At 35.0% G+C, this 26,959-nt stretch carries 26 protein-coding genes and 1 tRNA gene; 9 read left to right on the top strand and 18 right to left on the bottom strand.

The genetic code is table 11. The features are described from left to right. Positions 1-1,017 carry a DUF3871 family protein gene (locus tag WBG21_RS06035; protein ID WP_340075833.1) on the bottom strand — a complete coding sequence of 339 codons (1,017 nt, stop codon included), beginning with the start codon at positions 1,015-1,017 and terminating at the stop codon, positions 1-3. Next, complete coding sequence (locus WBG21_RS06030) at positions 995-1,867, bottom strand: AAA family ATPase (protein ID WP_340075831.1); 873 nt, start codon at positions 1,865-1,867, stop codon at positions 995-997. Before WBG21_RS06030 ends, WBG21_RS06035 begins: the two co-directional genes overlap by 23 nt. Before the next feature lie 252 nt (positions 1,868-2,119). Between WBG21_RS06030 and WBG21_RS06025 the strand changes: the two genes are divergently transcribed. Together WBG21_RS06025 and WBG21_RS06020 are read left to right on the top strand one after the other, a co-directional pair. Next, the gene (locus WBG21_RS06025; RefSeq protein ID WP_340075829.1) at positions 2,120-2,887 is read left to right on the top strand and encodes a DUF5131 family protein; all 768 of its coding nucleotides are present in this window, start codon (positions 2,120-2,122) and stop codon (positions 2,885-2,887) included. Between the two features lie 91 nt (positions 2,888-2,978). Continuing rightward, entirely contained in the window at positions 2,979-4,397 is a 1,419-nt protein-coding gene (locus tag WBG21_RS06020; protein ID WP_340075827.1) for a hypothetical protein, read from the top strand. 19 nt (positions 4,398-4,416) lie between these two features. Here the strand turns inward: WBG21_RS06020 and WBG21_RS06015 are convergent, their stop codons facing one another. The 3 genes from WBG21_RS06015 to rseP all read right to left on the bottom strand — a co-directional run bounded on the left by WBG21_RS06015 (position 4,417) and on the right by rseP (position 7,324). Next, complete coding sequence (locus WBG21_RS06015; RefSeq protein ID WP_340075825.1) at positions 4,417-5,625, bottom strand: site-specific integrase; 1,209 nt, start codon at positions 5,623-5,625, stop codon at positions 4,417-4,419. Between the two features lie 199 nt (positions 5,626-5,824). Further along, positions 5,825-5,898: transfer RNA gene (locus WBG21_RS06010), tRNA-Asn, on the bottom strand. Between the two features lie 67 nt (positions 5,899-5,965). Then, the gene (rseP, locus tag WBG21_RS06005) at positions 5,966-7,324 is read right to left on the bottom strand and encodes an RIP metalloprotease RseP (protein ID WP_340075823.1); all 1,359 of its coding nucleotides are present in this window, start codon (positions 7,322-7,324) and stop codon (positions 5,966-5,968) included. A gap of 172 nt (positions 7,325-7,496) precedes the next feature. Between rseP and WBG21_RS06000 the strand changes: the two genes are divergently transcribed. The 4 genes from WBG21_RS06000 (at position 7,497) to WBG21_RS05985 (ending at position 11,377) form a co-directional block, all read left to right on the top strand. Further along, positions 7,497-8,171, top strand: coding sequence for an SCO family protein (locus WBG21_RS06000; RefSeq protein WP_340076379.1), 675 nt, complete (start codon positions 7,497-7,499; stop codon positions 8,169-8,171). Between the two features lie 73 nt (positions 8,172-8,244). Continuing rightward, positions 8,245-8,490 (top strand): FeoA family protein, encoded by a 246-nt coding sequence (locus tag WBG21_RS05995; RefSeq protein ID WP_340075821.1) that lies wholly within the window; start codon positions 8,245-8,247, stop codon positions 8,488-8,490. Beyond that, positions 8,487-10,586: a ferrous iron transport protein B gene (gene feoB / locus WBG21_RS05990; RefSeq protein ID WP_340075819.1), complete on the top strand. Its 2,100-nt coding sequence runs from the start codon at positions 8,487-8,489 to the stop codon at positions 10,584-10,586. Before WBG21_RS05995 ends, feoB begins: the two co-directional genes overlap by 4 nt. Positions 10,587-10,945: 359 nt before the next feature. Further along, positions 10,946-11,377, top strand: a complete 432-nt coding sequence (locus tag WBG21_RS05985; protein ID WP_340075817.1) for a tellurite resistance TerB family protein — start codon at positions 10,946-10,948, stop codon at positions 11,375-11,377. Here the strand turns inward: WBG21_RS05985 and fbp are convergent, their stop codons facing one another. After that, positions 11,378-12,385: a class 1 fructose-bisphosphatase gene (gene fbp / locus WBG21_RS05980; protein WP_340075815.1), complete on the bottom strand. Its 1,008-nt coding sequence runs from the start codon at positions 12,383-12,385 to the stop codon at positions 11,378-11,380. Positions 12,386-12,495: 110 nt separating this feature from the next. Here fbp and WBG21_RS05975 point away from each other — a divergent pair, with 110 nt between their 5' ends. The 3 genes from WBG21_RS05975 to WBG21_RS05965 all read left to right on the top strand — a co-directional run bounded on the left by WBG21_RS05975 (position 12,496) and on the right by WBG21_RS05965 (position 16,127). Next, positions 12,496-12,975 carry a GNAT family N-acetyltransferase gene (locus tag WBG21_RS05975; RefSeq protein ID WP_340075813.1) on the top strand — a complete coding sequence of 160 codons (480 nt, stop codon included), beginning with the start codon at positions 12,496-12,498 and terminating at the stop codon, positions 12,973-12,975. A gap of 1 nt (position 12,976) precedes the next feature. After that, positions 12,977-14,248, top strand: coding sequence for an aspartate kinase (locus WBG21_RS05970; RefSeq protein WP_340075811.1), 1,272 nt, complete (start codon positions 12,977-12,979; stop codon positions 14,246-14,248). Between the two features lie 73 nt (positions 14,249-14,321). Beyond that, positions 14,322-16,127: a lysophospholipid acyltransferase family protein gene (locus WBG21_RS05965; RefSeq protein ID WP_340075809.1), complete on the top strand. Its 1,806-nt coding sequence runs from the start codon at positions 14,322-14,324 to the stop codon at positions 16,125-16,127. Positions 16,128-16,130: 3 nt separating this feature from the next. Here WBG21_RS05965 and WBG21_RS05960 read toward each other — a convergent pair whose 3' ends face one another. The 12 genes from WBG21_RS05960 to WBG21_RS05905 all read right to left on the bottom strand — a co-directional run bounded on the left by WBG21_RS05960 (position 16,131) and on the right by WBG21_RS05905 (position 26,903). Further along, positions 16,131-16,442, bottom strand: coding sequence for an ArsR/SmtB family transcription factor (locus WBG21_RS05960; protein WP_340075807.1), 312 nt, complete (start codon positions 16,440-16,442; stop codon positions 16,131-16,133). A 65-nt stretch (positions 16,443-16,507) separates the two neighbouring features. Continuing rightward, entirely contained in the window at positions 16,508-16,849 is a 342-nt protein-coding gene (locus WBG21_RS05955) for a TM2 domain-containing protein (RefSeq protein ID WP_340075805.1), read from the bottom strand. Between the two features lie 58 nt (positions 16,850-16,907). Beyond that, entirely contained in the window at positions 16,908-17,300 is a 393-nt protein-coding gene (locus tag WBG21_RS05950; protein ID WP_340075803.1) for a VOC family protein, read from the bottom strand. A 30-nt stretch (positions 17,301-17,330) separates the two neighbouring features. Beyond that, on the bottom strand, positions 17,331-18,269 hold the full coding sequence (locus tag WBG21_RS05945; protein ID WP_340075801.1) for a 2-hydroxyacid dehydrogenase: 939 nt from the start codon (positions 18,267-18,269) through the stop codon (positions 17,331-17,333). A 27-nt stretch (positions 18,270-18,296) separates the two neighbouring features. After that, positions 18,297-19,655 carry a magnesium transporter gene (gene mgtE / locus WBG21_RS05940; RefSeq protein ID WP_340075799.1) on the bottom strand — a complete coding sequence of 453 codons (1,359 nt, stop codon included), beginning with the start codon at positions 19,653-19,655 and terminating at the stop codon, positions 18,297-18,299. Between the two features lie 27 nt (positions 19,656-19,682). After that, entirely contained in the window at positions 19,683-20,462 is a 780-nt protein-coding gene (gene rsmA, locus WBG21_RS05935) for a 16S rRNA (adenine(1518)-N(6)/adenine(1519)-N(6))-dimethyltransferase RsmA (protein WP_340075797.1), read from the bottom strand. Positions 20,463-20,489: 27 nt separating this feature from the next. Continuing rightward, on the bottom strand, positions 20,490-20,927 hold the full coding sequence (locus tag WBG21_RS05930) for a hypothetical protein (RefSeq protein WP_340075795.1): 438 nt from the start codon (positions 20,925-20,927) through the stop codon (positions 20,490-20,492). A 4-nt stretch (positions 20,928-20,931) separates the two neighbouring features. Continuing rightward, positions 20,932-21,243 carry a DUF4286 family protein gene (locus WBG21_RS05925; RefSeq protein ID WP_340075793.1) on the bottom strand — a complete coding sequence of 104 codons (312 nt, stop codon included), beginning with the start codon at positions 21,241-21,243 and terminating at the stop codon, positions 20,932-20,934. An 11-nt stretch (positions 21,244-21,254) separates the two neighbouring features. Then, complete coding sequence (locus tag WBG21_RS05920; RefSeq protein ID WP_340075791.1) at positions 21,255-23,039, bottom strand: tetratricopeptide repeat protein; 1,785 nt, start codon at positions 23,037-23,039, stop codon at positions 21,255-21,257. Between the two features lie 265 nt (positions 23,040-23,304). Next, entirely contained in the window at positions 23,305-24,576 is a 1,272-nt protein-coding gene (serS, locus tag WBG21_RS05915) for a serine--tRNA ligase (protein ID WP_340075789.1), read from the bottom strand. Between the two features lie 76 nt (positions 24,577-24,652). Further along, on the bottom strand, positions 24,653-25,975 hold the full coding sequence (locus WBG21_RS05910) for an HTTM domain-containing protein (protein WP_340075787.1): 1,323 nt from the start codon (positions 25,973-25,975) through the stop codon (positions 24,653-24,655). Next, positions 25,968-26,903: a bifunctional riboflavin kinase/FAD synthetase gene (locus WBG21_RS05905; RefSeq protein WP_340075785.1), complete on the bottom strand. Its 936-nt coding sequence runs from the start codon at positions 26,901-26,903 to the stop codon at positions 25,968-25,970. The genes WBG21_RS05910 and WBG21_RS05905 overlap by 8 nt, the downstream gene beginning before the upstream one ends. Positions 26,904-26,959: the final 56 nt, after the last annotated feature.

Below are 26,959 nucleotides of genomic sequence, written 5' to 3'. Positions count from 1 at the left end.
TCAACTCAAAAACCATGAATAGCCAGAATCACCATTCAGGGTACTCTTGAGACCGTTTGTAAAATCAAATACATTAGCATTCCTGTCCAAAAAAGTATCTATATAGCTGCTCTTATTAGCTGAGGTAAAAAGATTATACACATTCCAAAGATTGATATTGCCTTCCTCATTTCTGCAAAAAGATTCATCCTGGCAATAATCTTTAGCAATAGTACTAATTTGCCCATCATTTAATAGCAATTCGGGTAATGCCTGTTTCTCCTTTTTAGGTAAATAATGGTATAGGCGTGATCTGCCAATTAACTGGGCAAATTGTCTTTCTGATAAGTTGTAATTGGGTAACTCTTGCATTTGTTGTAAATGCTTCTTCATCTGATAAGATTTGAGCAATTCAACTATTTGCTGCTTTAGTTCACCGTAACTTGATACTCGCATTTCAGAAGAAAAACCATCAGTAGAAATACACAGATTACAGCACACCATGTTTTGAAAACCAATAAAGAATTTGAACTTTTCAATACTCTTTTTAGAGTACAGATTCTCATGGTTGTATGCTCTCACACCACCTGCAATTAAAGAAAGTATATTGCCATTTATATCTTCTGTAATACTTGGAATCCTTATTATAAAAGTCATCCTTTCAAAATATTGTGTCCTTTCATGGCCTAACAAGTCTTTGGCAGATTTATGAATGGCAGAAGGCACTCTACCTTTAATTTGATGGCTTACACGGATTTCAGGCATATCAATAGTATGATGCTGATATACAGAGGAAATACAATTTTGTGCTATCTCTATAAATTCTTGGTGAGCAATAGTCTTCTCATTGTCTTTTGAAAATACTGGTATAATACAATCTTGCTTCAATTCCCTTAATGAAACTTCTTTTGTGTTAGCTTCAATAAATGGCTTTTGTTTATACTCAGATATACTACTAGCACTATTATTCTCTATTATGCTAGTAGTTTTTACAGAATTAAGCTGTAATTCATTTTTAGGAATGAGTTGTAGTTCCATTGCTTGAGAAGTTTTGAGGGTTAGACAGTTGTTCTAATTGTTGCTTTTTACTTCTAAATTGAGGCTGTAAAGCTTGTTGAAATGTTGGGTTTTCATTGTATAGCCTTGTTAGTTCTGATATAGATAAAGAGGAATTTATTTTATCTACCATATCTTTTACAGTAACAGGTTTGGCATTACACCATTTCAATAGTTTCTCTCCTGTTTTAGAAGTTATTTGAAACTCAGGTTTATTCATAAATAAGCCAGTCCTATCTTTTGAAGCTCTACATACGTGGTTATCATTAACTAATTCAAAATTTACCGCTAGCTCATATTCCCACCCCTCTGAAGTTACTTCTTTAGTACCATGTTTTACTACTCTCGATTTTCCATTAGAACCTATATCTAATGAATAATCTATCTTTCTTCTTGTAGTAGTAATGAGATGGCATCTTGACTGTAAAATCCTGTCTACAAAAGCCTGATGCCTTTTTTTTACAGGACCCCAATCCTGAAATCTGCCACCTAGCTGCTCGTGTATTTGTAAACACCCTCCTGTACTGTTCCACTCATGAGTAATACTATCTATGATTATAACTTCAATTTTTTCTGAACTTTCACATACTTGTATAGCTTCTATATAGCGTTCTGGGCTATAAGGAACTTGTAAATCCAACACATTAAAGTTGCCTAAATCTGAATATAAGGATGCAGAACTATTTTCTGTATCTATCAAGGCTATTTTAGTCCAGTCTTGGGTCATTCCATAGGCTAGTAGTAAAGCACTATAGGTTTTACCAAAACCACTTGCTCCAGATATTCCTAATCTGAGCTTTACATTTTGTCTTTTACTTGGTTGTAATTGCATAATTTCTATGTTTAAAATGATTAATATTCATATTTATAATGATTAAGACTGTTCTTAACTCAGAATTATTCATTAACTTTGTGGCATTCGTACCATTTATATGGTTACTTCAAAAATTTTAATGGAGTAGTTTCCTCTCCAATTTTTCCTAATAAGAATACTTTTTGTTTCTGTGGAATTAAGTCTTAGAAGACTATTTTTCTGCGTGTGTAGTATTTCTCATTCGCAATTAATTATTGTTAATTTTTAATTATGAGAGATTACTCAAAAACAAAAATCAATTGGTCTGACTTTACATGGAACCCATGGTGGGGATGTAACCATGTATCGGATGAATGTTTCTTCTGTTATATAGATGAAATAATGAAAAAGTTGGGATATGACCCAAAAAAAGTTAATAGAACTAAACCTCATACATTTAACAAGCCTCTAAAACTTAAAGAGCCTTCAATAATTTTTACTTGTTCTATGTCTGATTTTTTCCATAAACAAGCAGACCAATGGAGAAGCGAGGCGTGGGATATTATAAAAAAGACACCACACCACACGTATTTAATCCTTACCAAAAGACCCGAAAGAATATTAGAAAGCCTTCCTGAAGATTGGGGCGATGGTTATCCAAATGTTTGGTTAGGTGTTAGTGTAGGGTCTAATGAGCCAAAATCTATTAAGAGGATTGATATTATAAAACTGATTCCTGCCAAAATCAGGTTCATCTCTTTTGAACCTTTGATTGAGGATATTAAAATATCTCCTAAAAAGCTTGAAGGAATCCATTGGGCAATAATTGGAGGTGAATCAGGAAAAGTCAAAGATGGAAAACCTCAATATAGAGAAGCTAAGCCTGAATGGTTTAGAAATCTGAGGGATATTTGTAAAGAAGCAGGAGTTTTGGTTTGGTTTAAACAGGCTGGCACATTTTTAGCTAGAAAGCATAAAATGTATGGAAAAGGTGAAGCCTTGCATCAAATCCCAAAAGATTTGCAATTAAGGGAAAGACCTGATTTAATTGGTGTATAATAATACCACTTGCTTTAAAGGAAAGCACCTGATAGAATAATTCTAGAGGAAAGCCCCCTCAGTAGAGGGGGTAATGGTAATAACCAATAAAGTGGGTTCTGCTTCAAATGCCCACTATAACAGAAATAATAGCCCAAGTGAAGAAGTAGCACTTGTTAGTAGCGATGGCTATAAAAAAATAGATTCTTTAACCCTTTTTATCCCATCTAATTTGGATATGGATAAGATGTTGGAATTATATCCTCCAAATTTTAGATATCAAAGGGACTGTTTTATATATGTTATCCATGAGGTAATTGCAGTAGCAGTAAGAAATAGGGATAAAGTGGAAGATATGAGTGGTTTTACCCCTATAAAAAGAGAATACCTTCAAAGGAGAATACACGGCTATAAAAAGTATGTCAATTATCTCGTTGAAAGAAAGGTGCTTGAACAAAATAACATCTATGTGCCTGGTAAGCAATCTATGGGATTAAGATTATCTTCAAAGTATAGGGGTGGAATTGTAAGACCTATTCAAATAACCAAATGGACTTTAATTAAAAACATAGTCTATTTGAACATAAATTATAACGAAGGACTTACTAATGAATTAATTATTCTGAAGAAATGGTTCAATCCAAATTTGACTATTGATGCTAAAAATGGATTAAGGTTTCTAAAAAAAGAATATAGAAAGGATGTTAGGAATCCAGAGGTTAAATTTCCTCATCTAAGATTAACTTCAAGATCACAGGCTTTACAAAAGCTTCATCAAGGAGAAATCACTTTCATTGTAGATAATTCAGGTCAAAGGCTGCACACTAATTTAACTCCACTTATGTCAGGGCTAAGAAAATTTGTCAAATATGATAGTGAAAATTTATGTGCTATAGACATCAAAAATTCACAACCTTATTTAAGTACGTCTTTATTAAGTAGAGAGTCATTTCTTAAGAATAATATGACAGATAAGATTATTAATCCATATTACATCAACCAAGATAACTACCCTATTATGATAGTAGATTTTATTGATGAAATTGAAAACAAACCTGATGTCCTTCAATTCAAGGAAATGGTTTCTAGTGGCTTATTTTATGAGAAATTTGGTAGTGCTTTGATTAAAAAAGAGTTAATAAATAAAGATTCTTTGGATATTAGGAAACAGGCTAAGGATATTACATTTAGGTCTATTTTTAGTCCAAACACTTCAGTAAGCTATTCCGAATCAATTAAGCTTTTTAAAGAGGCTTTTCCCAATGTGTATAAAATATTCAAGATGATTAAAAAAGGAAGAGGCAACCATAATACTTTAGCTATTGCTTTACAGAGATTAGAAGCTAACTTGGTATTAAAAAAGACTTGCATGATAGTCTCAAAAGAGAAACCAGAAGCTCCTTTATTTACTATTCATGACTCAATAGTTACTACCCCAGGCAATGTTGAATATGTAGAAAAAATACTTTATAATATTTTAAATGATAATATTGGACTACCTCCGAATTTAAAAAGGGAATATTGGGTTTAAAAGATAACAAGCTGGAGATTCATTTTTCCAGCTTGCTTTTTAATAGTTCAATATGCTCACTCACTTTTTTCTGTACCACTTTGGCATAATGGTCTTGTGTAATGCTAATTTTAGAATGCCCTAAAAGTTCACTCACAATCTCCATAGGTACATCATTATAAAGCAATACAGTAGTTGCAAAGGTCTTTCTAGCTATGTGATGGGTCAAATTCTTTTCAATCCCTACAATAGCTGCAATTTCCTTGATATAAGAATTAAACTTCTGATTGGATATTTTAGGAAATATGTATCTATCATTCTCATGGTATTGGGCAAGTATTGATAAAGCCTTTGATAGTAGGGGAATAGCAATTTGCTTTTGTGTTTTCTCCCTTATCATTTGAATCCACCTATTGCCATCAAACCCAACTATAATATGCTTGGACTGTAAATTTACCATCTCATGGTATGCCAAGCCTGTATAACAACAGAACACAAACATATCTCTAACTCTTTGTAATCTAGGTTGTGAAAAATTATAGTTTTCTAATACTTTCAATTCTTCAGTAGTTAAATACACCACATTGGTTTTTACTTGTTTTGGTCTGTGTTCTGTAAAAGGGAATTGTTCTAAATGTTTATTGGTAACAGCAGATTTGACTACTTTTTTAAACCTCTGTAGGTTTTTGTTAATGGTAACTTGCTTTTTGCTCTTTTCAGTTTTCAAGTAGTATTCAAAATCTAATAGAAATGCCATATCCAAGTTTTTCAATAGCACATCATTTCTTTGGTATTTCCATTTGATAAAAGCAACTGCATCAGACTTGATATAGCTAAACTTATTCCAAGTGGCTTGCTTAATTTCAACACCTACCAATTTTTGAAATTTCTTTAAAAACTGCTCAAAATACTCTACAGTTCCAAGTTCCCTTTTTAAAGTCTTGCCCTTGTATTGAAAATATACATCTTCAACTGTGAAAGGTTCACCTTTTACCTGTAAAACTAAAAAAGCCTGATTCAACTTTTGTCTAATCAGGCTTATTTGTGTGTTTGTAAAATCATTGTCAGCATTAGGTGGATGAGCTTTTTGTTTCTTACTGTTCCAATAATCTGGGTTAATGAATAGCCCTGTAGAGAATTCCTTTCTCTTTTTTCTGAAGGTGATTCTACATCTAATAGGACACCTTCCTTGCTTATTTAACTTTACCTTTTGCAATAGGAAAAGTATTGATAATTTATTGTGATTCATAGCATTAATATTTTAGTTAATGGTGTACCCAAGCAGAAGAATGGTGTACCTAATTGTATGCCTTTTTTAGGCAGAATTTGATAAGTGAAAGTGAATTTTGAAAAAGTAGTTCTAAAGCAGTAAATCCCCCACCCCCTTTATACAACAGCATTAAACCAAAAAAACCACCTGTATTACTACAAGTGGTTTTCTCTATTTGCTCCCCCTCTTGGGCTCGAACCAAGGACCCTCTGATTAACAGTCAGATGCTCTAACCAACTGAGCTAAGGAGGAATTTCGCTGTTTTGCGGATGCAAATATAGCTGTTTTTTGATATACGCCAAATAAAAAATTTCGTTTTTTATTTGCTAAATAACCAGCGGTAAATATCATTTCCATTTGCAAAAAGCAATAACGCTATGAGCAAGAAGAATCCAAGCATTTGGGCATATTCCATGAATTTGTCACCCGGTTTCCGTCCTGTGATCATCTCATATAAAAGAAACGTAACATGGCCTCCATCTAAAGCGGGAATAGGCAAAATATTCATAAATGCTAAAATGACAGAAATAAGTGCAGTAGTTTCCCAAAATTGGATCCAGTTCCATTGATCAGGAAACAAGTTGCCAATTGCAGCAAACCCACCTACACCCTTATAGGCTCCAGTTTCAGGATTTATAATCTTTTTAAGCTGTTTTACATAGCTTGATAAAATACTGTTTGCTTTATGAAATCCGGCTGGGATGGACTGTAGAAAGGTATATTTTTTAGTCTCCATTTTTAAAATGCCCAATCGGTTCATATCATTAATGGATAAGCCTGCAGTTATTACCCCTAATGTACCCTCATTGCTTATAATGATAGGAAAAGTATTTTTATCCCCATTTGTCCTTTTTACTGTTGCAGTTAAAGTTTGCCCTTTATTTTCCTCTAATATAGCAGCTACGTGATCATAATATGCAGTTGAATACGATCCAATGCTTAATATTTGGTCTCCCTTTTTCAAACCTGAATCGATATTGGGAGAGTTTTTATCGACATCAGCAATAATAAATGGAACTCGAGGATATAGAAAAAAACCACTGTCTTGATTGTCAATTATTTTAGATATAAAATCGACCGGAATAGCTTTGTCAAAAATAGTCCCATCCCGTTTAATAGTGATTACATTACCATTTATAATTTTTTCCGGAAGCTCGTTGTACGTTGCTATCTTTTCACCGTCAATAGCCACTATATAATCTCCGGTTTGAACGCCCAAAGCGTCACCCATTTCAGTTTGTGTCACCCATAACCCATCTTTAATATTTTCTATAGGAAGGTATTGCTCTCCATAACTATAAGACATGCCAATATAGATAAGGATCGCTACGATAAAATTAACTGTAACACCACCTATCATAATGATCAAACGTTGCCATGCAGGTTTAGAACGAAATTCCCACGGTTTTGGTGGCTCCTTCATCTGTTCTTTGTCCATACTCTCATCAATCATCCCTGAAATTTTTACATAGCCTCCAAGTGGAAGCCAGCCAATTCCATAAACCGTTTCCCCAATTTTCTTTTTAAATAATGCAAATTTGACATCAAAAAACAGAAAAAACTTTTCCACCCGTGTTTTAAATATTTTGGCAGGAATAAAATGGCCAAGCTCGTGAAGAACAATCAATATAGATAAGCTTAGTAATAGCTGAATGGTTTTAATTAAAATAGGACTCATATATAAAATCAATTATTTATGCCCCGCAAAAGTAAGGTTTTCCAAATGATTAATCGAGAATGTAAAACTTCAGAGTAATCTTTTTATGAATGTTTTATGATTTTTCAAGGAATTTGTTGGTGCCGGGGCAACAGAAATGGTTAATTTTGTAGACGAAATACCATCCTTTCTAATGGGCTCTTTTTTCAAGAAATTTAAATACCTGTTTATTACGTTATTAATTCTTTCGGCGATTATTATCATGCTCTTTTATGATGCTTTAAAACCCAAAGAACGACTGCCTATATACCAACCAGCTATGGTAAACAGTGAATTAGTAGCTGATAGCATTCAACATATAAAAAGGTACCATACGATAGCCGATTTTAAATTGGTCAATCAGAATGGTGATACGATCACTCAAGAAGATTATCATGACAAAATATACGTAGCTGATTTCTTTTTTACCACATGTCCCTCCATTTGTCCTATAATGACCGCAAACATGGCTGATATCCAAAAAGAGATTTTAAATGATGACGAGGTATTGCTACTTTCTCACTCAGTGACCCCTAAAATTGATTCTGTTCCACAACTTAAAAAATATGCTGTGGAAAAAGGGGTGATGGATAACAAATGGAATTTAGTAACGGGCGATAAAAAACAGCTGTACAATTTAGCGCGAAAATCATATTTAGTAGCCAAGACAACCGGAGATGCTGGCCCCCATGATATGATACATACCGAAAACTTTGTTTTGGTAGATAAACAAAAGCGCATACGTGGGTTCTATGATGGTACTGATGAAGAAGCTATGAAAAAGCTAATGAAAGATCTTGCCTTGTTAAAAAAAGAGTACCAGGAATAAGTATTACAGCCTAATTTTTGTAAACAGCTTTTTTATGTTACTTTTGCTTAATTAAAATCAATCTAAATAAGCATTGAAGATCACAATAGCGGATTTAAAGCGTGGAGAAAAAGGGATTATCAAAGATATTTCATCCAATGTAATACCCATTAAGCTATTTGAAATGGGATGCTTGCCAGGGAATGAAGTAGAGCTTATTCAATACGCCCCTTTCCAAGACCCAATGTATATCAATATCAATGGATCATACCTAGCCATTAGAAAAGAAACAGCACTTTTAATAGAGATTGATAAGTTGGAAAATAACCCTAACCTATGAGTAAACAAATCAACGTAGCACTCATAGGAAACCCCAACACCGGAAAAACATCTGTTTTTAACCAGCTCACTGGGCTTAACCAAAAAGTAGGGAACTATCCAGGAATTACAGTTGAGAAAAAGGAAGGCATCTGCAAACTCCCCCGAGGGGTAAAAGCACATATTCTTGACCTTCCCGGCACATACAGTCTCAATGCCACCTCTCTTGACGAGAATGTGGTTATAGAATTGTTACTCAACAAAAACGATAAAAACTTTCCGGATGTTACTGTTGTGGTAACGGATGTAGAGAACTTAAAACGGAACTTACTCTTATTTACTCAAGTAAAAGATTTGGAGATCCCCACCATTCTGGTTATCAATATGGCTGACCGGATGACGCGAAAAGGCATCACAATAGACGTAAATATATTAGAACAAGAGTTTAAAACCAAAATAGCACTGGTAAGCACACGTAAGGGGAATGGGATTGATAAAGTAAAAGAGCTTATAGCAGATTATAAAAATCTGTCTACAGAACCCTGTGTAAATGCGTCTGTTATTGATACGGATTATTTTAATGATTTACGAAAAACATTTCCCAAACAATCCATTTATAAATTATGGTTGGTCATTACACAAGATGTAAATTTTGTAAACTTAGACCGAAAACAGATTCCAGATACTGCATCTTTTTCTACAAAGAGCAAATCAGAATTAAAGAGGTTACAACAAAAAGAAACCATCGTTCGCTATAAATTCATAAATGATGTACTAAAAAAGGGATATAAGGTAGACATTAACGCAGCAAAAGACCTAAGAAGTGTACTAGACCGTATCCTTACGCATAAAATTTATGGATATGTGATTTTCTTTATCATCCTGCTTACTATTTTTCAAGCGATATACGATTGGAGTAACTATCCAATGGATATGATCGACGGATTATTTGCAGGGTTGAGTGATTGGGTAAAAAACACTTTTCCAGAAGGAGCCTTTACCAATCTTGTTGCAGAAGGAATTGTTCCCGGATTAGGGGGCATTGTTATTTTTATTCCACAGATAGCTTTTTTATTCCTGTTCATTTCTGTCTTAGAGGAAACCGGTTATATGAGCAGGGTTGTATTTTTGACAGACCGTACAATGCGCCGATTTGGATTGAGCGGAAAAAGTGTAGTGCCGCTTATCTCCGGAGCGGCATGTGCCATACCTGCAGTAATGGCTACTCGCAATATCGAAAACTGGAAAGAACGGCTCATTACTATTTTGGTAACGCCTTTTACAACCTGCTCAGCAAGGTTGCCGGTGTATCTCATCATTATTGCACTGGTAATTCCTGATAAAACCTTTTTAGGTCTCAACATGCAAGGGATCACCTTAATGCTTTTATATCTTTTGGGGTTCGCAATGGCTGTTTTTTCAGCTTGGATACTTCACAAAGTTCTCAAGATAAAACACCGGACATTTTTTGTGGTAGAAATGCCCAATTATAAGCTTCCATTAGTTAAAAATGTTGCTATAACGGTTGTTGAAAAAACTAAGAGTTTTGTGCTTGGAGCCGGAAAAATTATTATGGCTATTGCCATCATTTTATGGTTTCTGGCTTCTAATGGGCCCAATGAGAATTTTACCAACGCCGCAGAAATGGTAAAAGCCAATCCAGAGAACAGTGCACTTACCCAAGATGCATTAGCTCAGAAGATAACCTCTTACAAATTGCAGAATTCCTATATTGGAATTGTTGGTAAAGCCATAGAGCCGGCAATTCAACCCTTAGGATATGATTGGAAAATAGGGATTGCTATTGTGAGTTCATTTGCAGCGCGAGAGGTTTTTGTAGGTACGCTTGCTACTATTTATAGTGTTGGAAGTGATGAAGAGGAAACAATAAAAAATCGGATGACAGCAGAGATAAATCCTGTCACAGGAGGGAAATTGTTTAACTTAGCTTCTGGAATATCACTGCTTCTTTTTTATGCATTTGCAATGCAGTGTATGAGTACTTTGGCAATTGTAAAACGGGAGACCAATAGTTGGAAATGGCCTTTATTGCAATTGACTATTATGAGTAGCTTTGCATATATTGTAGCGCTAATAGCTTACCAATTATTAAAATGAGCTATGAATTTATAAGAAAAAATAATCAATAACGATTAATTTCATAATGTTTGAAGTTCAAAATATACTAGTATATATAACGGTTCTTGTAGCAGTTGGTTTCTTGGTTAAAAAATTTCTGCTTCCTAAACCTATTTTCTCGGGACAAAAAAAGAAACCGACAAATGTTTGTAATGATAATAATTGTGGGTGTCATTAGTAATTAAGTTAATTATTTAATGGAGGGTTATTAGACGATAAGAATCTTGTTATATAAAAATGAGATGATTTAATAGGTGAAATACCCCAAAAAAGAACAGATTTTGATTTTAAAACCTTTGTGGATTAATTATCTTTGCCGCAAAATAAAATATAAATAAATGTCTATATCAGAATTATATTCTAGTGGTTTTAGGGAGCGAAACCGTGATCATTTTGCTGCTATTGTAAGAGTTGCGTTATCCGATAATGTTATAACAGAAGATGAAAAAGCATTTTTAGACCGGTTAGCTAAAAACCTTGATATTTCTGATGAAGACTATGAAAAAATATTGGAAGATCCTTCACAATATCCTATTAACCCACCTTCATTTTACGATCTCCGGTTGGAGCGCTTGTATGATATTGCCCGCATGGTATATGCAGACCATATAGAAGATGAACATCAATTAAATATCATGGCCCGGTTAGGAGTAGGGCTAGGTTTTACTCCTACCAATGTAAGGTATATTGTAAAAAAGGCAATGGATTTAATCCATCAAGATGTGGATATAGAAACATTTAAGGAAGAAATACGCCATATGAATAGGTAACTATGCTTGCTTTTGCATAAATTCCTCTGCCTTACCAACCATTTTTTTGCTTCCACAAAAGAAAGGGACGCGTTGATGCAATTCTGTAGGTTGAATATCCAGAATTCGTTGAAAGCCATTACTTGCTTTCCCATTTGCTTGTTCTGCCAGAAACGCCATCGGGTTGCACTCGTATAAGAGGCGTAGTTTACCATCAGAAGCAGTACTGCTTTTAGGGTACATATAAATACCTCCCTTTATCATGTTCCGATGAAAATCAGAAACTAAGGAGCCAATATACCTTGAAGTATAAGGACGGTCGCCCTCTTCCATTTGGCAGTATTTTATATAATCTTTTACCCCTTGTGGAAAATGAATGTAGTTCCCTTCATTCACAGAATAAATTTTTCCTGTCTCAGGAAATTGCATATTAGGGTGTGATAAATAAAAGGTTCCGATAGCAGGGTTCAATGTAAATCCATTTACACCATGCCCTGTAGTATAGACCAGCATAGTAGAAGTCCCATAAATAACATACCCGGCGGCTACTTGATTTTTTCCGGGCTGTAAAAAATCTTCAAGCGTGACAGGTGTTCCAACAGGCGTAATTCTCCTGTAAATAGAAAAAATAGTGCCAACAGAAACGTTTACGTCAATATTTGAAGAACCATCCAATGGGTCAATAAGTACTACATACTTATTTTGGTGGTTTTCATCTAAACTATTAATACTTATAAAATCATCTTCCTCTTCGGAAGCAATTCCACAAACAATTTCCCGGTTTGTAAGCGTTTGGATAAATTTTTCATTGGCCAGGACATCTAGCTTTTGTTGATCTTCCCCTTGAACATTAGTGTCGCCCGCAGCACCAATAATATCTACCAAGCCTGCTTTATTGACCTCATGGTTTACTACTTTTGCAGCAAGGCGTATAGCATTGATAAGTTTGGATAGTTCGCCCGAAGAATATTTGAATTCAGATTGATTTTCAATAATAAATTCGCCGAGTGTTTGATTTTTTTTGTACATGGAACAGGTTGTGAATCTGCACACAAATATCGTTAAAAATGTGAAACTACAACGTTTTCGTACAATTAATAATTTTTACATGTATAACTTTGTGTTTTATTTAAAACAAAATGAACTATATCATTCGTGATGCAAAGCCTGAGGATATGCCTCAGGTACTGAACTTGATCAAAGAATTAGCCATTTTTGAAAGAGAACCGGAAGCTGTCGTAGTAACTGTTGAAGATCTGCAACGTGATGGCTATGGTGACCAACCATTGTTCCATTGTTTTGTGGCAGAAAAAGAGGGTGTTATTGTAGGGATGGCTCTAATCTATCCACGTTATTCCACCTGGAAAGGGAAAACGATTCATTTAGAAGATCTTATTGTTACAGAAAAAATGCGCGGAACCGGATTGGGTACTGCTTTATTCTCAGAAGTAATTAAATATGGGCATAAGCAGGGAGTAAGGCGTATAGAATGGGTTGTTTTAGACTGGAACGAACCGGCAATTACATTTTATGAGAATAATGGTGCTCAGATATTGCGAGATTGGGACGCCGCACAATTAGATGAAGAAGGCATAAAAAAATATATTTCAAAATTATAACATGAGGATTTTTAAGTTTGGAGGTGCTTCTGTAAAAGATGCAGAAGGCGTAAAAAATATAGTTAATGTACTACAAACAGTAGGCTATACAAACACATTGGTTATTGTTTCTGCAATGGGAAAAACAACTAATGCATTGGAAGAAGTCGTAAAAAATTATTTTGAAGACAAACCGGCGTTACAAAGCAGTTTACAGGAAGTGAAAAAATATCATAACGGTATTTTACTTGATTTGTTTGATGCTGATAATCAAAAAGAAAATGGACATCCAGTGTTTTGGAAAGTGGATGGTCTTTTTGCAGAATTAAGCTCTTTTTTAGAACGTAACAAATCACCTAATTATAGTTTTGTGTACGACCAAGTGGTTAGTTTTGGAGAACTGGTATCTACAACCATTATAAGTCATTATTTACAGGAAGCCGGAATCAAAAACACCTGGTTAGATGTGCGTACCTTGATAAAGACGGATGCTAATTATCGAGACGGGAATGTAGATTGGCCGGCCACTCAACAAAACATACAAGCAGGAGTTAATACATCTTTATTGAATATAACACAAGGATTTTTAGGGAGTGACTCGAATAATTTTACGGTTACTTTAGGACGGGAAGGATCCGATTATACAGCGGCTATTTTTGCGTACTGTTTGAATGCTGAAAGTGTAACTATATGGAAAGATGTATCCGGTGTTTTAAATGCGGACCCGCGTTATTTTGAACATGCCCAATTGCTTCATCAAATATCTTATACGGAGGCTATTGAGCTGGCTTTTTACGGAGCATCGGTTATTCACCCAAAAACGTTACAGCCACTACAAAGGAAGGAGATACCATTGTATGTAAAATCCTTTGTTGATCCGGAGGCAAAAGGAACAAGTGTGAGTAAGGGGAAAAAATTAGACCCAATGGTTCCATGTTTCATTGTAAAAAAGAACCAAGTACTCTTATCATTGTCTGCTCTTGACTTTTCATTCATTGTAGAAGACAAAATCAGTGAAATTTTTAAGTTATTGCATGATTACAAGATGAAAGTAGATGTTATTCAAAATTCGGCGATCAGTTTTTCTGTTTGTGCAGACAATAAATATAACAATCTTGAGAGTTTGATTGCTGAACTCAAAGCTAAGTTTAAAGTAGAATATTATAGCAATGTTTCACTATATACAATAAGGCATGCTACTAATGAAGCAATTGAAACAATTGAAGCAGATAAGAAAATATTGTTGAAGCAACGGTTGCAGGATACCGTTCAATTGATAGTAAGCGAATCATGACAATAGTATTACTTTTTAATAAAATTGTGTAAATACAAAAACATGTACATTTGTATGAACTGAATGAACCGATATGGGATTAGTTACAGCCAAAGAAGTTGCTAGAGTTATCAAGTTAGACAAGTATAGTTTTTTAGGCACATTTATAGGCTGGCTGTTGATGAAAGTCCTGAAAATTTCTACACTTAATAGAGTATACAATAAATATAAGCATTTAAACACTCCGGCATTTCTTGATGCGATCCTTGACGAATTTGAAATTAAATTTGAAATACCGGAAGAAGACCTCAAACGGCTGCCTAAAGAAGGGGCCTATATTACTATTTCTAACCACCCACTAGGGGGCATTGACGGAATATTGTTGCTTAAATTACTTTTAGAGAAAAGACCTGATTATAAAATTATTGCCAATTTTTTATTGCACCGCATAGAGCCCTTAGAGCCATACATTATGCCTGTAAACCCTTTTGAGGAACATAAAGAAACTAAGAATAGCATTACTGGTTTTATGCAGTCCATTCGGCATATCAAAGAAGGGCATCCGCTCGGTATATTTCCTGCAGGTGAAGTCTCTACCTATAAAGATGATAAATTAATTGTAGATAAACCTTGGGAACCGGCAGCTATTAAATTAATCAAAAAAGCAGAAGTCCCGGTGGTGCCTATTTATTTTCACGCAAAGAACAGTCGACTTTTTTATCGGCTTTCAAAGATCAGTGATACCTTCCGAACGGCAAAACTCCCTTCAGAATTATTAACTCAAAAAAACAGAAAGATAATTGTTCGGGTTGGCAACCCTATCTCGATAGAGGCTCAACGAGAACATATTGACCTTGAATCATTTGCAGCATTTCTCAGAAAGAAAACGTACATGCTTGCCAATGTATATGAAAAAGAGAGTATTTTGAAAAAAGTACCAACCACGTTAAAAATTCCAAAGCTTCCCAAAAAAATCATTACCCCTGTTGAAAGTACGTTGATGGATATCGAAGTTGTTAAATTAAGGGAGGCCGATCGAAGATTACTTCAAAGTAAAAATTATGAAGTATTTCTGGCACCGGCAGAAATGATCCCTAATATTTTACAGGAAATTGGCAGGTTACGTGAGATCACCTTTAGGGAAATAGGAGAAGGTACTAACCAAGCAATTGATTTAGACACGTTTGATACGTATTATTACCATATGTTTTTATGGGATAATGACACTAAAAAAGTAGTAGGGGCGTATCGAATGGGTCTTGGCTCGAAGATCTATGAAAAGTATGGTATTGACGGGTTTTATTTGCAGGATCTCTTCCGGTTTGAGCCTGAATTGCATAAAATGATGAGTGAATCCATAGAAATGGGGAGGGCATTTATTGTCCAGGAATATCAGCAAAGGCCCATGCCATTATTTTTGTTATGGAAGGGGATAGTGCATACCACGTTACGTTATCCGGAGCATAAATATCTGATAGGAGGGGTAAGTATTAGCAACCGGTTTTCAAACTTCTCCAAATCATTGATGATTGAATTTATGAAATCTAACTATTACGATCCTTATATAGCACAATACGTAAAGCCTAAAAAAGAGTTTAAAGTAAAATTGAAAGATGCGGACAAGGATTTTATTTTTGATGAAACGGAAGCAGATTTAAATAAGTTTGATAAGCTTATTGATGAAGTAGAACCCGGAAGCTTACGTTTGCCGGTACTTATAAAAAAATATATCAAACAAAATGCAAAAGTAATCGCATTTAATGTAGATCCATTGTTTAATAATTCGGTAGATGGATTAATGTACATCCGTATTGCGGATCTGCCTGAAAGTACAGTTAAACCGGTTATGGAAGAGTTTCAGGAAGAACTGGAGCGCAAATTCATGAACAATAGTGAATAATGATTACTGCGTATTCTTAAAAAACAAATTTGCTGTTTGGTGTGTCCTATACCAGTTATCTATGTTAATCGAATAATATACTTTTTTCCCTGAAGATTTTCCTTTGATAAATTGAGCAGCCCGTAATTCACTCAAGTGTTGAGAGATGGTGGCTTGTGCTAAATCAATAGCATTTACCATATCATTGCATGTGCTGTTCGGGTTTTTACTGATATATTCTAGAATAGCAATTCTTGCCGGATGTGCCAAGGCCTTAAAAATCTTAGCAGTTCGGTTTTGTTCAATGGTATGTGTATAGAATTTGGAGTGTCCCATAATGAGGTGCTGTATAATGAAACGAGGCTATCGGTACAGACAGCCTCATTGTTTTTTAATGTATGTTAAAACCATGGCTTTCTGCCTACTTGATAAGTATTATAGAATTCTTCATCAGACTTGGTAAGGTAAATGATTCCTTCAATAAGCCCAATGATACTCATTACCCATCCGGCAGTACCGCAAGTCACTATCCCCAATATAAGGGTTATTGCCAGTATAATAATACCTTCTTTGTTATACCCTAATATAAATTTATGGATACCGAGCGCTCCAAACAGGATAGCAAGCACTCCGGCCAATATTTTTTTATTTCCCTGCGGGTTGATAGCTTCTTTAGCTCCTTCCGCAAATTCCTTAGCGGATTCTTTTAATTCATCGCCTAAATCTTTTTGTTCTTCTGACATAGTAATTACAATTTAGTTGGTTAATAAGGCTTATAAAAGTAATAAAAAAAGAGATAATTTATAGCAGTTCACTATCTATCGGCTCCCAAAGTTCAATTTTATTACCTTCAAGGTCTATGACCCATCCAAACTTTCCATAGCTGTATTCTTCTATTTCCCCAACAACAGTAACCCCTTCCTCTTTTAATTCATTCAATAATTCAACAAGGTTTTCTACCCGGAAATTCATCATGAATTGTTTTTCACTGGGTTGAAAATACGTAGTTTCTTCTTCGAAAGGACTCCATTGGGTAAGGGCTTGTTGATCGGGGTTTTCATCATCTCGCCATTTAAAAGACCATCCGTATTGATCTACCGGTAAACCTAAGTGCTTGGCATACCAGTTTTTTAGTTTCTTGGGATCTTTCGATTTAAAGAAAAACCCACCAATTCCGGTCACTCGTTTTTTCATAAAGAAACTATTTTAGTAGCTCCTATAAAGTTAACAAAATTTAGCTTTGATTTTATCTACGATGACTTGTGCTATCCGTTTTTTGCTTTCTATGGTCCATCCAGCTATGTGTGGCGATAGTAATACATTTTCTGATTTAATGAGGTATTGAAATGCTTCCGGCATTTGGTTGTCTGTAAAAAGTGTTTCAAAAGAAGCTTTTTCGTATTCCAGAACATCCAATCCGGCACCTAATATTTTTCCGGTTTTTAAAGCTTTTACCAAGTCGGCTGTAACCACATTTTTTCCCCGGGCGGTATTAATAAACCAGAAAGAGTTAGAAAAAGCGTCTATAAAAGCACTGTTTATCATTCCGACAGTTTGTGGAGTTTGCGGAGTGTGTAAACTGAGGACATTGGCTTCTTTCTGGATTGTTGCTAATGGCACTTGTTTGGCATTTTCATCTCCAACACCTTCTATGATATCGTAACATAATGTGGTAACCTCAAACCCTCTGAGTTTTTTAGCAAAAGCTTTTCCCATATTCCCATAGCCAATAATACCAATCGTTTTTCCATCCAACTCAACTCCTCTGTTAGCTTCTCGTATCCATTTTCCTTCCCGGACTTCTTTGTCAACTTTATTAAGCTTATTAAATAAAGAAAGGAGCATGGCCAACGCATGTTCTGCAACGGGATCTCTATTCCCTTCGGGTGCTGCAATTAACTCAATTCCTTTGTCTTTGGCATATTGAGTGTCAATATTTTCTAATCCAGCACCTACCCTGGCGATAAACTTTAAATTGATGGCTTTATCTATGAATTGCTTATCTATAGGGAAACGACTTCTGATAATGATGCCGTCATAGTCATGAATTTTAGCCTCTATAGTTTTTTTTGGCGAGGTATAGTCTTCGTCATTTATAAATTTTAATTCATCAAGCTGTTCCATCATAATAGAATGGTTACTATCCAGATGCAGTATTTTCATAATAATGATTTAATAAATCAAAGTTAGTTAAAAACCAAGTATCAGTTTCGCAATGTAGAAGAACAGAAAAATTCCAAAGATGTCATTACTGGTAGTGATGAATGGGCCTGTAGCAATGGCAGGATCAATACCTCGTTTATGGAGAATGATTGGAACAAAGGTGCCTATAAGTGCTGCTACAATAATAACAGAGAGCATAGATATGGCGATGGTAAGGCTTACATCAAAAGGTTGTGACACAAGATAACCAAATAGTATTACGAGAATAGCCAAGGCCCCTCCATTGATTAAGCTAAGGCTTACTTCTTTTAACAATCTGTTGAATGGACTTCCTTTGACAACATCGTTCGCCAACCCTTGAACAATGATTGCTGAAGATTGCACGCCTACGTTTCCAGCCATAGCGGCTATTAACGGAGTATAGAAGAAAAGGCTTCTATATTCCGGACTGGACATTACATTCTCGAAGCTCTCTAAAATGAAAACACTCCCTAGACCTCCTAAAAGCCCTAAAACAAGCCATGGAAGACGAGCACGGGTGAGTTCCCATACACTATCGTCTGCTTCTACCTCTTGGGTAATCCCCGCAGCTAATTGATAATCTTTTTCTGCTTCTTCTTTTATAACGTCTACAATGTCATCAATGGTAATACGCCCAACGAGTTTTCCCATTTCATCTACTACTGGGATAGCTTCCAAATCATACTTGGACATTACTTTTGCTACATCTTCAGCTTTGTCGTGCACAGTAACAAAATCGACTTTTGGAATGTATACTTCACTAATTTGTGTTTTAGTGGAAGTGGTGAGAAGATCCTTAAGGGAGAGCCGGCCTTTTAATTTTCCTGCATCGTCTACGACATAAATGGAATGGACACGGGTAACATTTTCAGCTTGTGCCCGCATTTCTTTCACACAGGTAAGGACATTCCAGTTTTCATTCACTTTTACGAGTTCTTTTGCCATCAACCCTCCGGCAGAATTTTCATCATAGCGGAGAAGTTCTACAATGTCTTTAGCATGCTCTTTGTCTTCAATTTGAGCAATGACCTGTTGTATGCGCTCTTTGGGTAATTCAGCAATAATATCTGCTGCATCATCGGTATCTAATTCCAGAATTTCTTCTGCAATTTCTTTTGCAGATAGGTTTCCTAAAATCTGCTCCCTTACATCTTCATCAATTTCAGCAAGGATATCAGAGGTTTTTTCACTGTCTAATAATTTAATCAGGTACGTAGCTTCATCAAGGTTAAGCTCATGAATAATCTCAGCAATATCGGCAAAGTGGATATCTTCCATGAGTGATAATAGTTCAGAATCACTATGGTTTGCGATGAGCATTTCTATTTGCTCGATGAGTTCGTTACTGAGCTTAAAAGGTGTCACGGATAACCTTGTTTTTATAAATTAGGATTATTTACTGTCTTCTTCAATTATGGAAGCGAGTTCAATAAACTCTTGAACGCTTAATTGTTCAGGGCGAAGCCCAAAGATAGCATGTTCTTTTAAATTATCAGATACGTTAAATGTTTTTAAACTGTTACGAAGTGTTTTTCTGCGTTGTTGGAATGCTCTTTTGACAATTTTAAAAAATAACTGTTCATTGCATGGCAGGGAATATTTTTTCTTTCTGATCAATTGAAGTACTCCTGATTTTACCTTGGGAGGAGGCAAAAAGACATGTTCTGGAACAGTGAATAAGTATTCGGCTTCATAAAAAGCCTGTACAAGTACAGATAATATCCCATAGGTTTTATTCCCTTCTTTTGCACAGATACGTTCAGCAACTTCCTTTTGGAACATACCGCAAAGTTCAGGGACTTGATTTCGCATTTCCAGTGTTTTAAAAACAATTTGTGATGAGATGTTATAAGGAAAATTTCCAATGATTGCAAAAGGTTTATCTCCCATATTATTGCGAACATCATAGGTTAAAAAATCTTTATAAATGATAGTACTAACTAGTTGAGGGAAATGGGATTTTAGATAATTAACGGATTCACTATCAATTTCTATAACATATGTTGTAATCGGTCTTTGCAATAGATATTTAGTAAGCACACCCATGCCGGGGCCAATTTCCAATAATTGATCATACCCTTTTAATGTTAAGGCATCAGCTATTTTTTTCGCGATGTTCTCATCTTTTAAAAAATGTTGTCCAAGATGTTTTTTAGCACGTACCTTATTCATTTTTATTGGTAGTTGTTATTTTAAACCTCATAGGGATTTTTGTTTTTCTGTTTTGACTTGAAGGATTGTTTCAATCTCTATACGATCTGATTTCTTAAGCCATGAAAGTTCAAGATCTATCCGTTTGTCTTTTTTAGTAATCAGATAAGGTTCACTTCCCCCTTTTCCGGGTTGAAAAAAAACAATTTCTTTAAAAAATATTTTTTGATTTCTATATGTGAGCGCACTTTCTTCTATTACTACAGTAGGTTTGTTAGAACGGATGACGAAAAAAATCATCACTAATGCTATAACAGTAAACAAGCCTATTAAAAAAAAGGCAATATTTCTTGCCCAATAAGTATTGAAAAAAGATAGCAGGGCATATACAAAAAGGTCGTAGAAGAAATAAACTAACCCTATAACTATGATTAACAAGAGAACTTTATAGTAGTATAAATTTGTAGCTTTATATGTTTTGGGCATAATGTTATAATTCACTAATGATTTCCAGTTCCGTTCGGAATGCGACAAATTTATCAGCAAACTTTTTCATTCCTTCTTGTCTCATTTGTGTGGCATTTTCTTTATAGTACCGTTCTAATGTTTCTTTACTATCTGTAATATATTGAATGGCATAGGTAATACCTCCCATTTCTTCATCAACTAGTACTTTTAGTAGCCTAGCATTGGTAAACTTTCCGGTAGCCAACATGTCGGGAATGTGATTTTCCTTTATCCATGTAAGCCATTCATTGTGGACTGATTCATCTATGTTTATGGTTACATTATAGATATACATATTTTAAATAATTAATTGATAGCGTCACCTCGTATTTTCCGGAATTTTTTTCGGGATTCTACAAAATAGATACTGTCAGGATGTTCAAATACAATTCGTTCATAGTATTTCTTGGCTTCTTCAGGGTTGTTGAAATGAACGCTATAAAGCTCGGCAAGGGCATAGAGTGCATCATCTGAGAGAATATCATCGCTGTAAAACTCTATAATTTTGATATAATTAAGCCGTGCTTTATCATATTTTTTTTGCTTCTCTAATAGTGCCCCTTGTTTTAATAAAGCCTCATCTTCAATGCGTTCACCTCTATGGTCATTTAGTATTTTATCTAGTAACGTAATAGCTTCGGGTTCTTTATTTTGATAAGCTAAAAGATCGGCTTTCGCATAGATTTTTAAGGCTGTTTGTGTAGAATCCTCTAATGAGTTGTCAGAAATAAGCAAGCTTAGCTGCATCGCATCATTAGCTATAAGTTGAGTTGTAGACGACCGCAATACCTTCAGTTGTGTCAATGCCCAGTCAAAATCACCTTTGTAGAAACTGGTTTTTGCTACTTTAAAACGTGCTTTTTGGGCAATAACATCGTTTTTTAATGATTTTTGTATTTGTGAATAGTAAATAAGTGCCTGGTTAAATTTTTCGTCATAGACCAGAATATCTGCCAGTGCCATTTTTACCTCAGCTTCTTCAAATCGATTCAATGGAAGATTCAGCGTTTCTTTTAACGTACGTTCACCTTCAGAAGGGGTGTTTTTATAAAAAGCCAAGAAGTTAGCATACTCTTTTTGAAGGTTGATCGTTTCCGGGCTAATACCAAATTCTTTTATAAGTTTTTGAAAATCAGCTTCAATAGCAGCATAGTTTTTCTGATCAGAATTTTTTAATGCAAAATCTACGATAAAAAGATGCGCTTGTAATTGTAACGCTCTATTATTAGCGTTTCTAATTACATATTCAAAAATAGCCTCAGCAGTTTCTTCATCAGCATTTTCCATACTCAATATCCCTAGGTCCATGATACGCTCAATAGTAGTTGTTTCAGATCTTTTTAGAATAGCTTTTTCTTGTATAAATGCACTATTATACTGTTTCTGCTGGACAAATAACCAACTGAGCAATTCGTTCCATAGAATGTTGGGATTGGATTGTGCTTTTTTAAGTAATATTTTTTTAAAATGGAGATTGTTCTCGTTATTGGGGTCTTCAGAAATAAACTGATTGATGCCTCTCAAAACATTAGGAAGGTACGCATTGTTTTGATTGATTAATGAAAGATAACTATCAAACATTTTCTCAATATTGCCTTGCTCTCCATAGATTTTAGCAATTTCTATACGGATATTTGGACTGGATTTCACCTGTAGGGCTTTTTCATATGCCCTTAAAGCTTCATTCAGAAGTGCTTTTTTCTTAAAACTATCTCCAACTAAAAAAGCATAACTGGGGTTTTTCTCTATTTTGGTTATAGCTTGTTGATAGTACTTTTGTGCTTCTGTAATATTACCCTGTAACATGTAGTTATATCCAAGCTCCACAATGAAAATCGGAGAAATAAACGGATTTTCAATTTTTGGGAGCAGCATGCTTGAAACTGTGTCATATTTTTCGAGCTGCTGAAATGCTGTTATCAAATACTTTAAATAATCTTCTCGATTGGGATTTTGCTCATATAGCTTTTCATAGTAAAAGGCGGCTTTTTCAAAGTTGCCATCTTCAAAATATTGCTTTGCCAATAGGTCATTTTGAGCAACAACATTCTGAAAAACAAAAAAAAACAGAAAAGAAATAAGATATCTCATATCCTTGTGCCTACTTTATTCAAAGATACTATAACTAAGAGGAAAAAGACGTTAAGATTATCAAAAAGAAAACCCGGATCTTTGATCCGGGTCAAATAACCAAAATAATTTATTATTAACCAAATAAGTACCTTTTTACTGTATGTGTGAAGTACTGATTATGGATAGTTAGACGTAAAAAGAGAAATAGGATTACAAATTTTTCTAAAAAAAATGAAGAAAAATAGTAACTGGTAGATTCTCAAAGGATTAACACTGTAATTATTTATGAAATAATATCAAATCCGGTATAAGGGACAAGCACTTTAGGGATTTTAACACCTTCAGGTGTTTGGTAATTTTCCAATATACCAGCAAGCACTCTTGGCAGTGCCAATGCACTTCCATTCAATGTATGAGCGAGTTGCTTCTTGCCATTGCTGTCTTTAAACCGAAGCTTTAAGCGGTTGGCTTGAAATGTTTCAAAATTGGAAACAGAACTGATTTCTAACCAGCGGTCTTGTGCTGTGGAAAACACTTCAAAATCATAGGTTAAGGCAGCGGTAAACCCAAGATCTCCTCCGCAGAGCCGAAGAATGCGATAAGGCAGGTTTAATTCTTTTAAGATAGACTTTACATGATTTACCATACCTTCTAATGCCTCATAAGAACGATCAGGATGCTCTACACGGACTATTTCTACCTTGTCAAATTGATGTAATCTATTTAAGCCCCGAACATGTGCCCCGTAACTTCCCGCTTCTCGCCTGAAGCATGGCGTATATGCAGTGCAACAGATAGGAAGTGTTTCTTCCTTAAGGATCTCATCCCTAAAAAAATTCGTAATAGGGACTTCTGCAGTTGGAATAAGGTAGAGATCGTCTTCTTTTATGTGATACATTTGCCCTTCTTTGTCAGGCAATTGTCCGGTACCATATCCTGATGTTTCATTGATAAGGTGAGGAGGTTGAAACTCTGTGTAGCCAGCAGCAGTATTTTTATCCAAGAAATAAGCAATTAAAGCTCTTTGTAGACGGGCGCCTTTTCCTTTGTATACAGGGAATCCGGCACCAGCAATTTTAGCACCTAATTCGAAATCAATGATATCATATTTTTTTGCGAGCTCCCAATGAGGCAGGGCATCTTTTTGTAACTCTGGAACCTCTCCATCTCTAAAAATTTCTTCATTATCATTTTCTGAATTTCCAGCTGGGACAGAATGATGGGGAACATTGGGAATTTTATACAATAACTCAGTAAGTGCAGTTGTCTTACTATGTAATTGTTCTCCCAACACTTTCGCTTTTGCTTTTAGCGCAACCGTTTTTTCTTTTAGCAGTGTTGCTTTTTGATGTTCTCCACTTTTAAATAATTGCCCAATTTCTTTTGAAAACGCATTAGATTGTGAGAGGAAATTGTCCAATTCAGCCTGGGTATTTCGGCGTTCTTCATCTAAATGGATTACATCATCAATAAGCTGTTCTGCCTCAAAATTTCGTTTAGCCAATGCTTTAATAACATTTTCTTTATGTTCTCTTATATAAGGTACTTGCAACATGGATCAGTTTTTTAAGCAAATGGAACGACAAATTTAAGTTAATTGAAGAAATAAAATTAAACTTATTTAAATTAGATTATTGGCCTTTGTAGGGGAGTATCCAATCATGATGTTTGAAGTGAGACCATTTTTCGGAAGCCAAATCTGTCTCTGGGTCTATTAAAGTTTTAAAGGAGTGATTGTTTACGCTTAATTTTCCGATTGCATAAATGGCGACATTTTCTCCTTGGAATGCATTTTTTTCTTTGAGATATTGTGCAAACTGCCAGATGACATCAGGTTTGGTAGCTACAATTCGTTGCTGCTTTTTAGTTAAATAGTCTTTTGGTTTTACAATAGAGCTTTTTCCGGTTTTTTTATCAACTACTTTAAAATGAATATAGCCACTTTTTGACCGGAGCATCATGCGCCAACTCATTCGATGGCCTTCTTCTGTCCATAAAACATCATCTTTAATAAGCCAATGTCGTAATGGCAGTCCTATTTGAATACTAAAATAAAGAGCTCCAAGAACAATTAAGGGCTTTTTTATGGGTGACTTTGGAATGTGCACATCACTTCCTTTATAAACGGGTTTCTTTTTTAGAAAGATATTCCGAATGGTTTTGGGGTCAAAAAAGAAAAGGATAAAAGCGAGTGACAAATAAGGGAATATGCCTATCTGAAATACAAGAGAATTAAAAAGATGGAAGAAAATAGCTGCTAAAAAAGCTACTTTTCGTGTGGGTTTCCAAAGCAATAGCGGAATAATAAGAAAGTCAAATAAAATCCCTGAATAAGCAATAAAACCTTGCACAAAAGAATTTTGTAAAAGCTCTCCTACGAGAGGATATTCTTTTTTGCCCGACATTAAGATTTTTACAACGGTCAAGTCAAGCCAATCAGGATATAATTTTGCGATGGCTGCATAAGTATATACAATCCACATTTGAAAAATCAGTATCCAAGAGCTCCATTGTGGCATGGAAAGTGCTTTTATGGAAGGATTTTTTTTAGCATCAAAAGACAAATAACGATGCGCAGGAAGCATTAGCATCAATAAGCAAATCAGAATAAGCAGATAGTAATGGTTGTTATAAGAAGCTTTTTGCATCAAGTAGGTAGCTGTCCACATGAGTGTAAACATTCCTAAGCTATAGCGGTATTTATAGCCAATCATTACTAACAGTCCAAAAACTCCCATAACAGCATAATAGGCATACATCCAATAACTAGGGAGTGGTTGCAACCATTCAAAACCGATAAAGCTAAAGGTAAATTCGGGTTCGATAAAAGTTCTTTTTACCCATCCGGTGAAAATAGCTCCAACAGATTCTAAAAAAAGCAATAACCCAAAAATAATTCGGAAAACAATTAGTGCACTATTGTCAATGTGTTTAAATAAGAAATTATTAAGCATTGGAGTTCTTTATGTATGCCAGCGCATTTTCTTTATCTTTTTTAAGTTGCTCTTTCAAAACAGCTACAGAATCAAATTTTTGCTCATTCCGGAGACGCTCTAGTAAATGTACCTGTATTTTTTGGCCGTATAAATCTTCATCAAAATCAAAAAAATGTACTTCAATGGTCTTTTTTGTTCCGTTTACAGTTGGGTTATAACCAATATTCATCATGCCATAAACCTCCCGTTCCTTCAAAAGGCTTTTCACAATATAGGCACCATTTTTAGGGATCAGCTTATAAGTTTCCTCAATGTATAAGTTTGCTGTAGGAAATGTTAATTGTTTTCCCAACCCTTTGCCTTGTGTAATAATTCCTGTCAGCATAAAAGGATATCCCAAATAAAGGTTAGCAGTTGCTATATCGCCTTCATGAAGTGCCTTTCTGATTTTTGTAGAACTAATAGAGACTTCATTGATTTCCTCGGCAGAGATTTCTTCCACCTCAAAATGATAAGAATCACCATATTCTACAAGGTCTTTTATCGTAGCAGTCCGGTTTCTTCCAAAACGATGGTCGTACCCGACAATCATTTTTTTTACGTGCAGTTGGTTAACTAATAACTCTGTTACAAATTCATGTGCCGAAAGTCTTGAAAAATCTTTTGTGAAAGGATGTATAATCAATTGATCGAGCCCCATTTTTTTTAAAAGTGCTATTTTTTCCTCTAAGGTTGTAATTAGTTTCAATTCCTCATTCTGTTGCAAAACCATTCTTGGATGAGGGAAAAAAGTGAGTATGGTAGCATTTAGCTCATTTGCTCGAGAAGTAGCAATCAAACGTTTTATTATTTTTTGGTGACCTAAATGTACACCATCAAAGGTTCCGATAGTAATTGCCGTATGAACAGGGTTGTTAAACTCTTTTATGTTCTTGTATGTAACCACTTATAGATGAAGCAAAATAAAAATAAAAAACATATATTCGTTATCCAAAAACCTGC

This window comes from Leptobacterium meishanense (assembly GCF_037645805.1).
In the GTDB taxonomy this organism is placed as follows: Bacteria; Bacteroidota; Bacteroidia; order Flavobacteriales; family Flavobacteriaceae; genus Leptobacterium_A; species Leptobacterium_A meishanense.
Note: the sequence above shows the minus strand (reverse complement) of the source record. Positions and strands in the feature narration are given on the sequence as shown.

Coding starts and splice junctions, on each gene's coding strand:
- WBG21_RS06025 (WP_340075829.1), top strand. CDS start 2,120: ATGAGAGATTACTCAAAAACAAAAATCAATTGGTCTGACTTTACATGG.
- fbp (WP_340075815.1), bottom strand. CDS start 12,385: ATGTACAAAAAAAATCAAACACTCGGCGAATTTATTATTGAAAATCAA.
- WBG21_RS05945 (WP_340075801.1), bottom strand. CDS start 18,269: ATGAAAATACTGCATCTGGATAGTAACCATTCTATTATGATGGAACAG.
- WBG21_RS05925 (WP_340075793.1), bottom strand. CDS start 21,243: ATGTATATCTATAATGTAACCATAAACATAGATGAATCAGTCCACAAT.
- WBG21_RS06030 (WP_340075831.1), bottom strand. CDS start 1,867: ATGCAATTACAACCAAGTAAAAGACAAAATGTAAAGCTCAGATTAGGA.
- WBG21_RS05930 (WP_340075795.1), bottom strand. CDS start 20,927: ATGCCCAAAACATATAAAGCTACAAATTTATACTACTATAAAGTTCTC.
- WBG21_RS05985 (WP_340075817.1), top strand. CDS start 10,946: ATGTCTATATCAGAATTATATTCTAGTGGTTTTAGGGAGCGAAACCGT.
- WBG21_RS05910 (WP_340075787.1), bottom strand. CDS start 25,975: ATGCTTAATAATTTCTTATTTAAACACATTGACAATAGTGCACTAATT.
- WBG21_RS06015 (WP_340075825.1), bottom strand. CDS start 5,625: ATGAATCACAATAAATTATCAATACTTTTCCTATTGCAAAAGGTAAAG.
- WBG21_RS06035 (WP_340075833.1), bottom strand. CDS start 1,017: ATGGAACTACAACTCATTCCTAAAAATGAATTACAGCTTAATTCTGTA.
- WBG21_RS05955 (WP_340075805.1), bottom strand. CDS start 16,849: ATGTCAGAAGAACAAAAAGATTTAGGCGATGAATTAAAAGAATCCGCT.
- WBG21_RS05920 (WP_340075791.1), bottom strand. CDS start 23,039: ATGAGATATCTTATTTCTTTTCTGTTTTTTTTTGTTTTTCAGAATGTT.
- rsmA (WP_340075797.1), bottom strand. CDS start 20,462: ATGAATAAGGTACGTGCTAAAAAACATCTTGGACAACATTTTTTAAAA.
- feoB (WP_340075819.1), top strand. CDS start 8,487: ATGAGTAAACAAATCAACGTAGCACTCATAGGAAACCCCAACACCGGA.
- WBG21_RS06000 (WP_340076379.1), top strand. CDS start 7,497: ATGGGCTCTTTTTTCAAGAAATTTAAATACCTGTTTATTACGTTATTA.
- WBG21_RS05950 (WP_340075803.1), bottom strand. CDS start 17,300: ATGAAAAAACGAGTGACCGGAATTGGTGGGTTTTTCTTTAAATCGAAA.
- rseP (WP_340075823.1), bottom strand. CDS start 7,324: ATGAGTCCTATTTTAATTAAAACCATTCAGCTATTACTAAGCTTATCT.
- WBG21_RS05975 (WP_340075813.1), top strand. CDS start 12,496: ATGAACTATATCATTCGTGATGCAAAGCCTGAGGATATGCCTCAGGTA.
- WBG21_RS05970 (WP_340075811.1), top strand. CDS start 12,977: ATGAGGATTTTTAAGTTTGGAGGTGCTTCTGTAAAAGATGCAGAAGGC.
- WBG21_RS05965 (WP_340075809.1), top strand. CDS start 14,322: ATGGGATTAGTTACAGCCAAAGAAGTTGCTAGAGTTATCAAGTTAGAC.
- WBG21_RS05960 (WP_340075807.1), bottom strand. CDS start 16,442: ATGGGACACTCCAAATTCTATACACATACCATTGAACAAAACCGAACT.
- serS (WP_340075789.1), bottom strand. CDS start 24,576: ATGTTGCAAGTACCTTATATAAGAGAACATAAAGAAAATGTTATTAAA.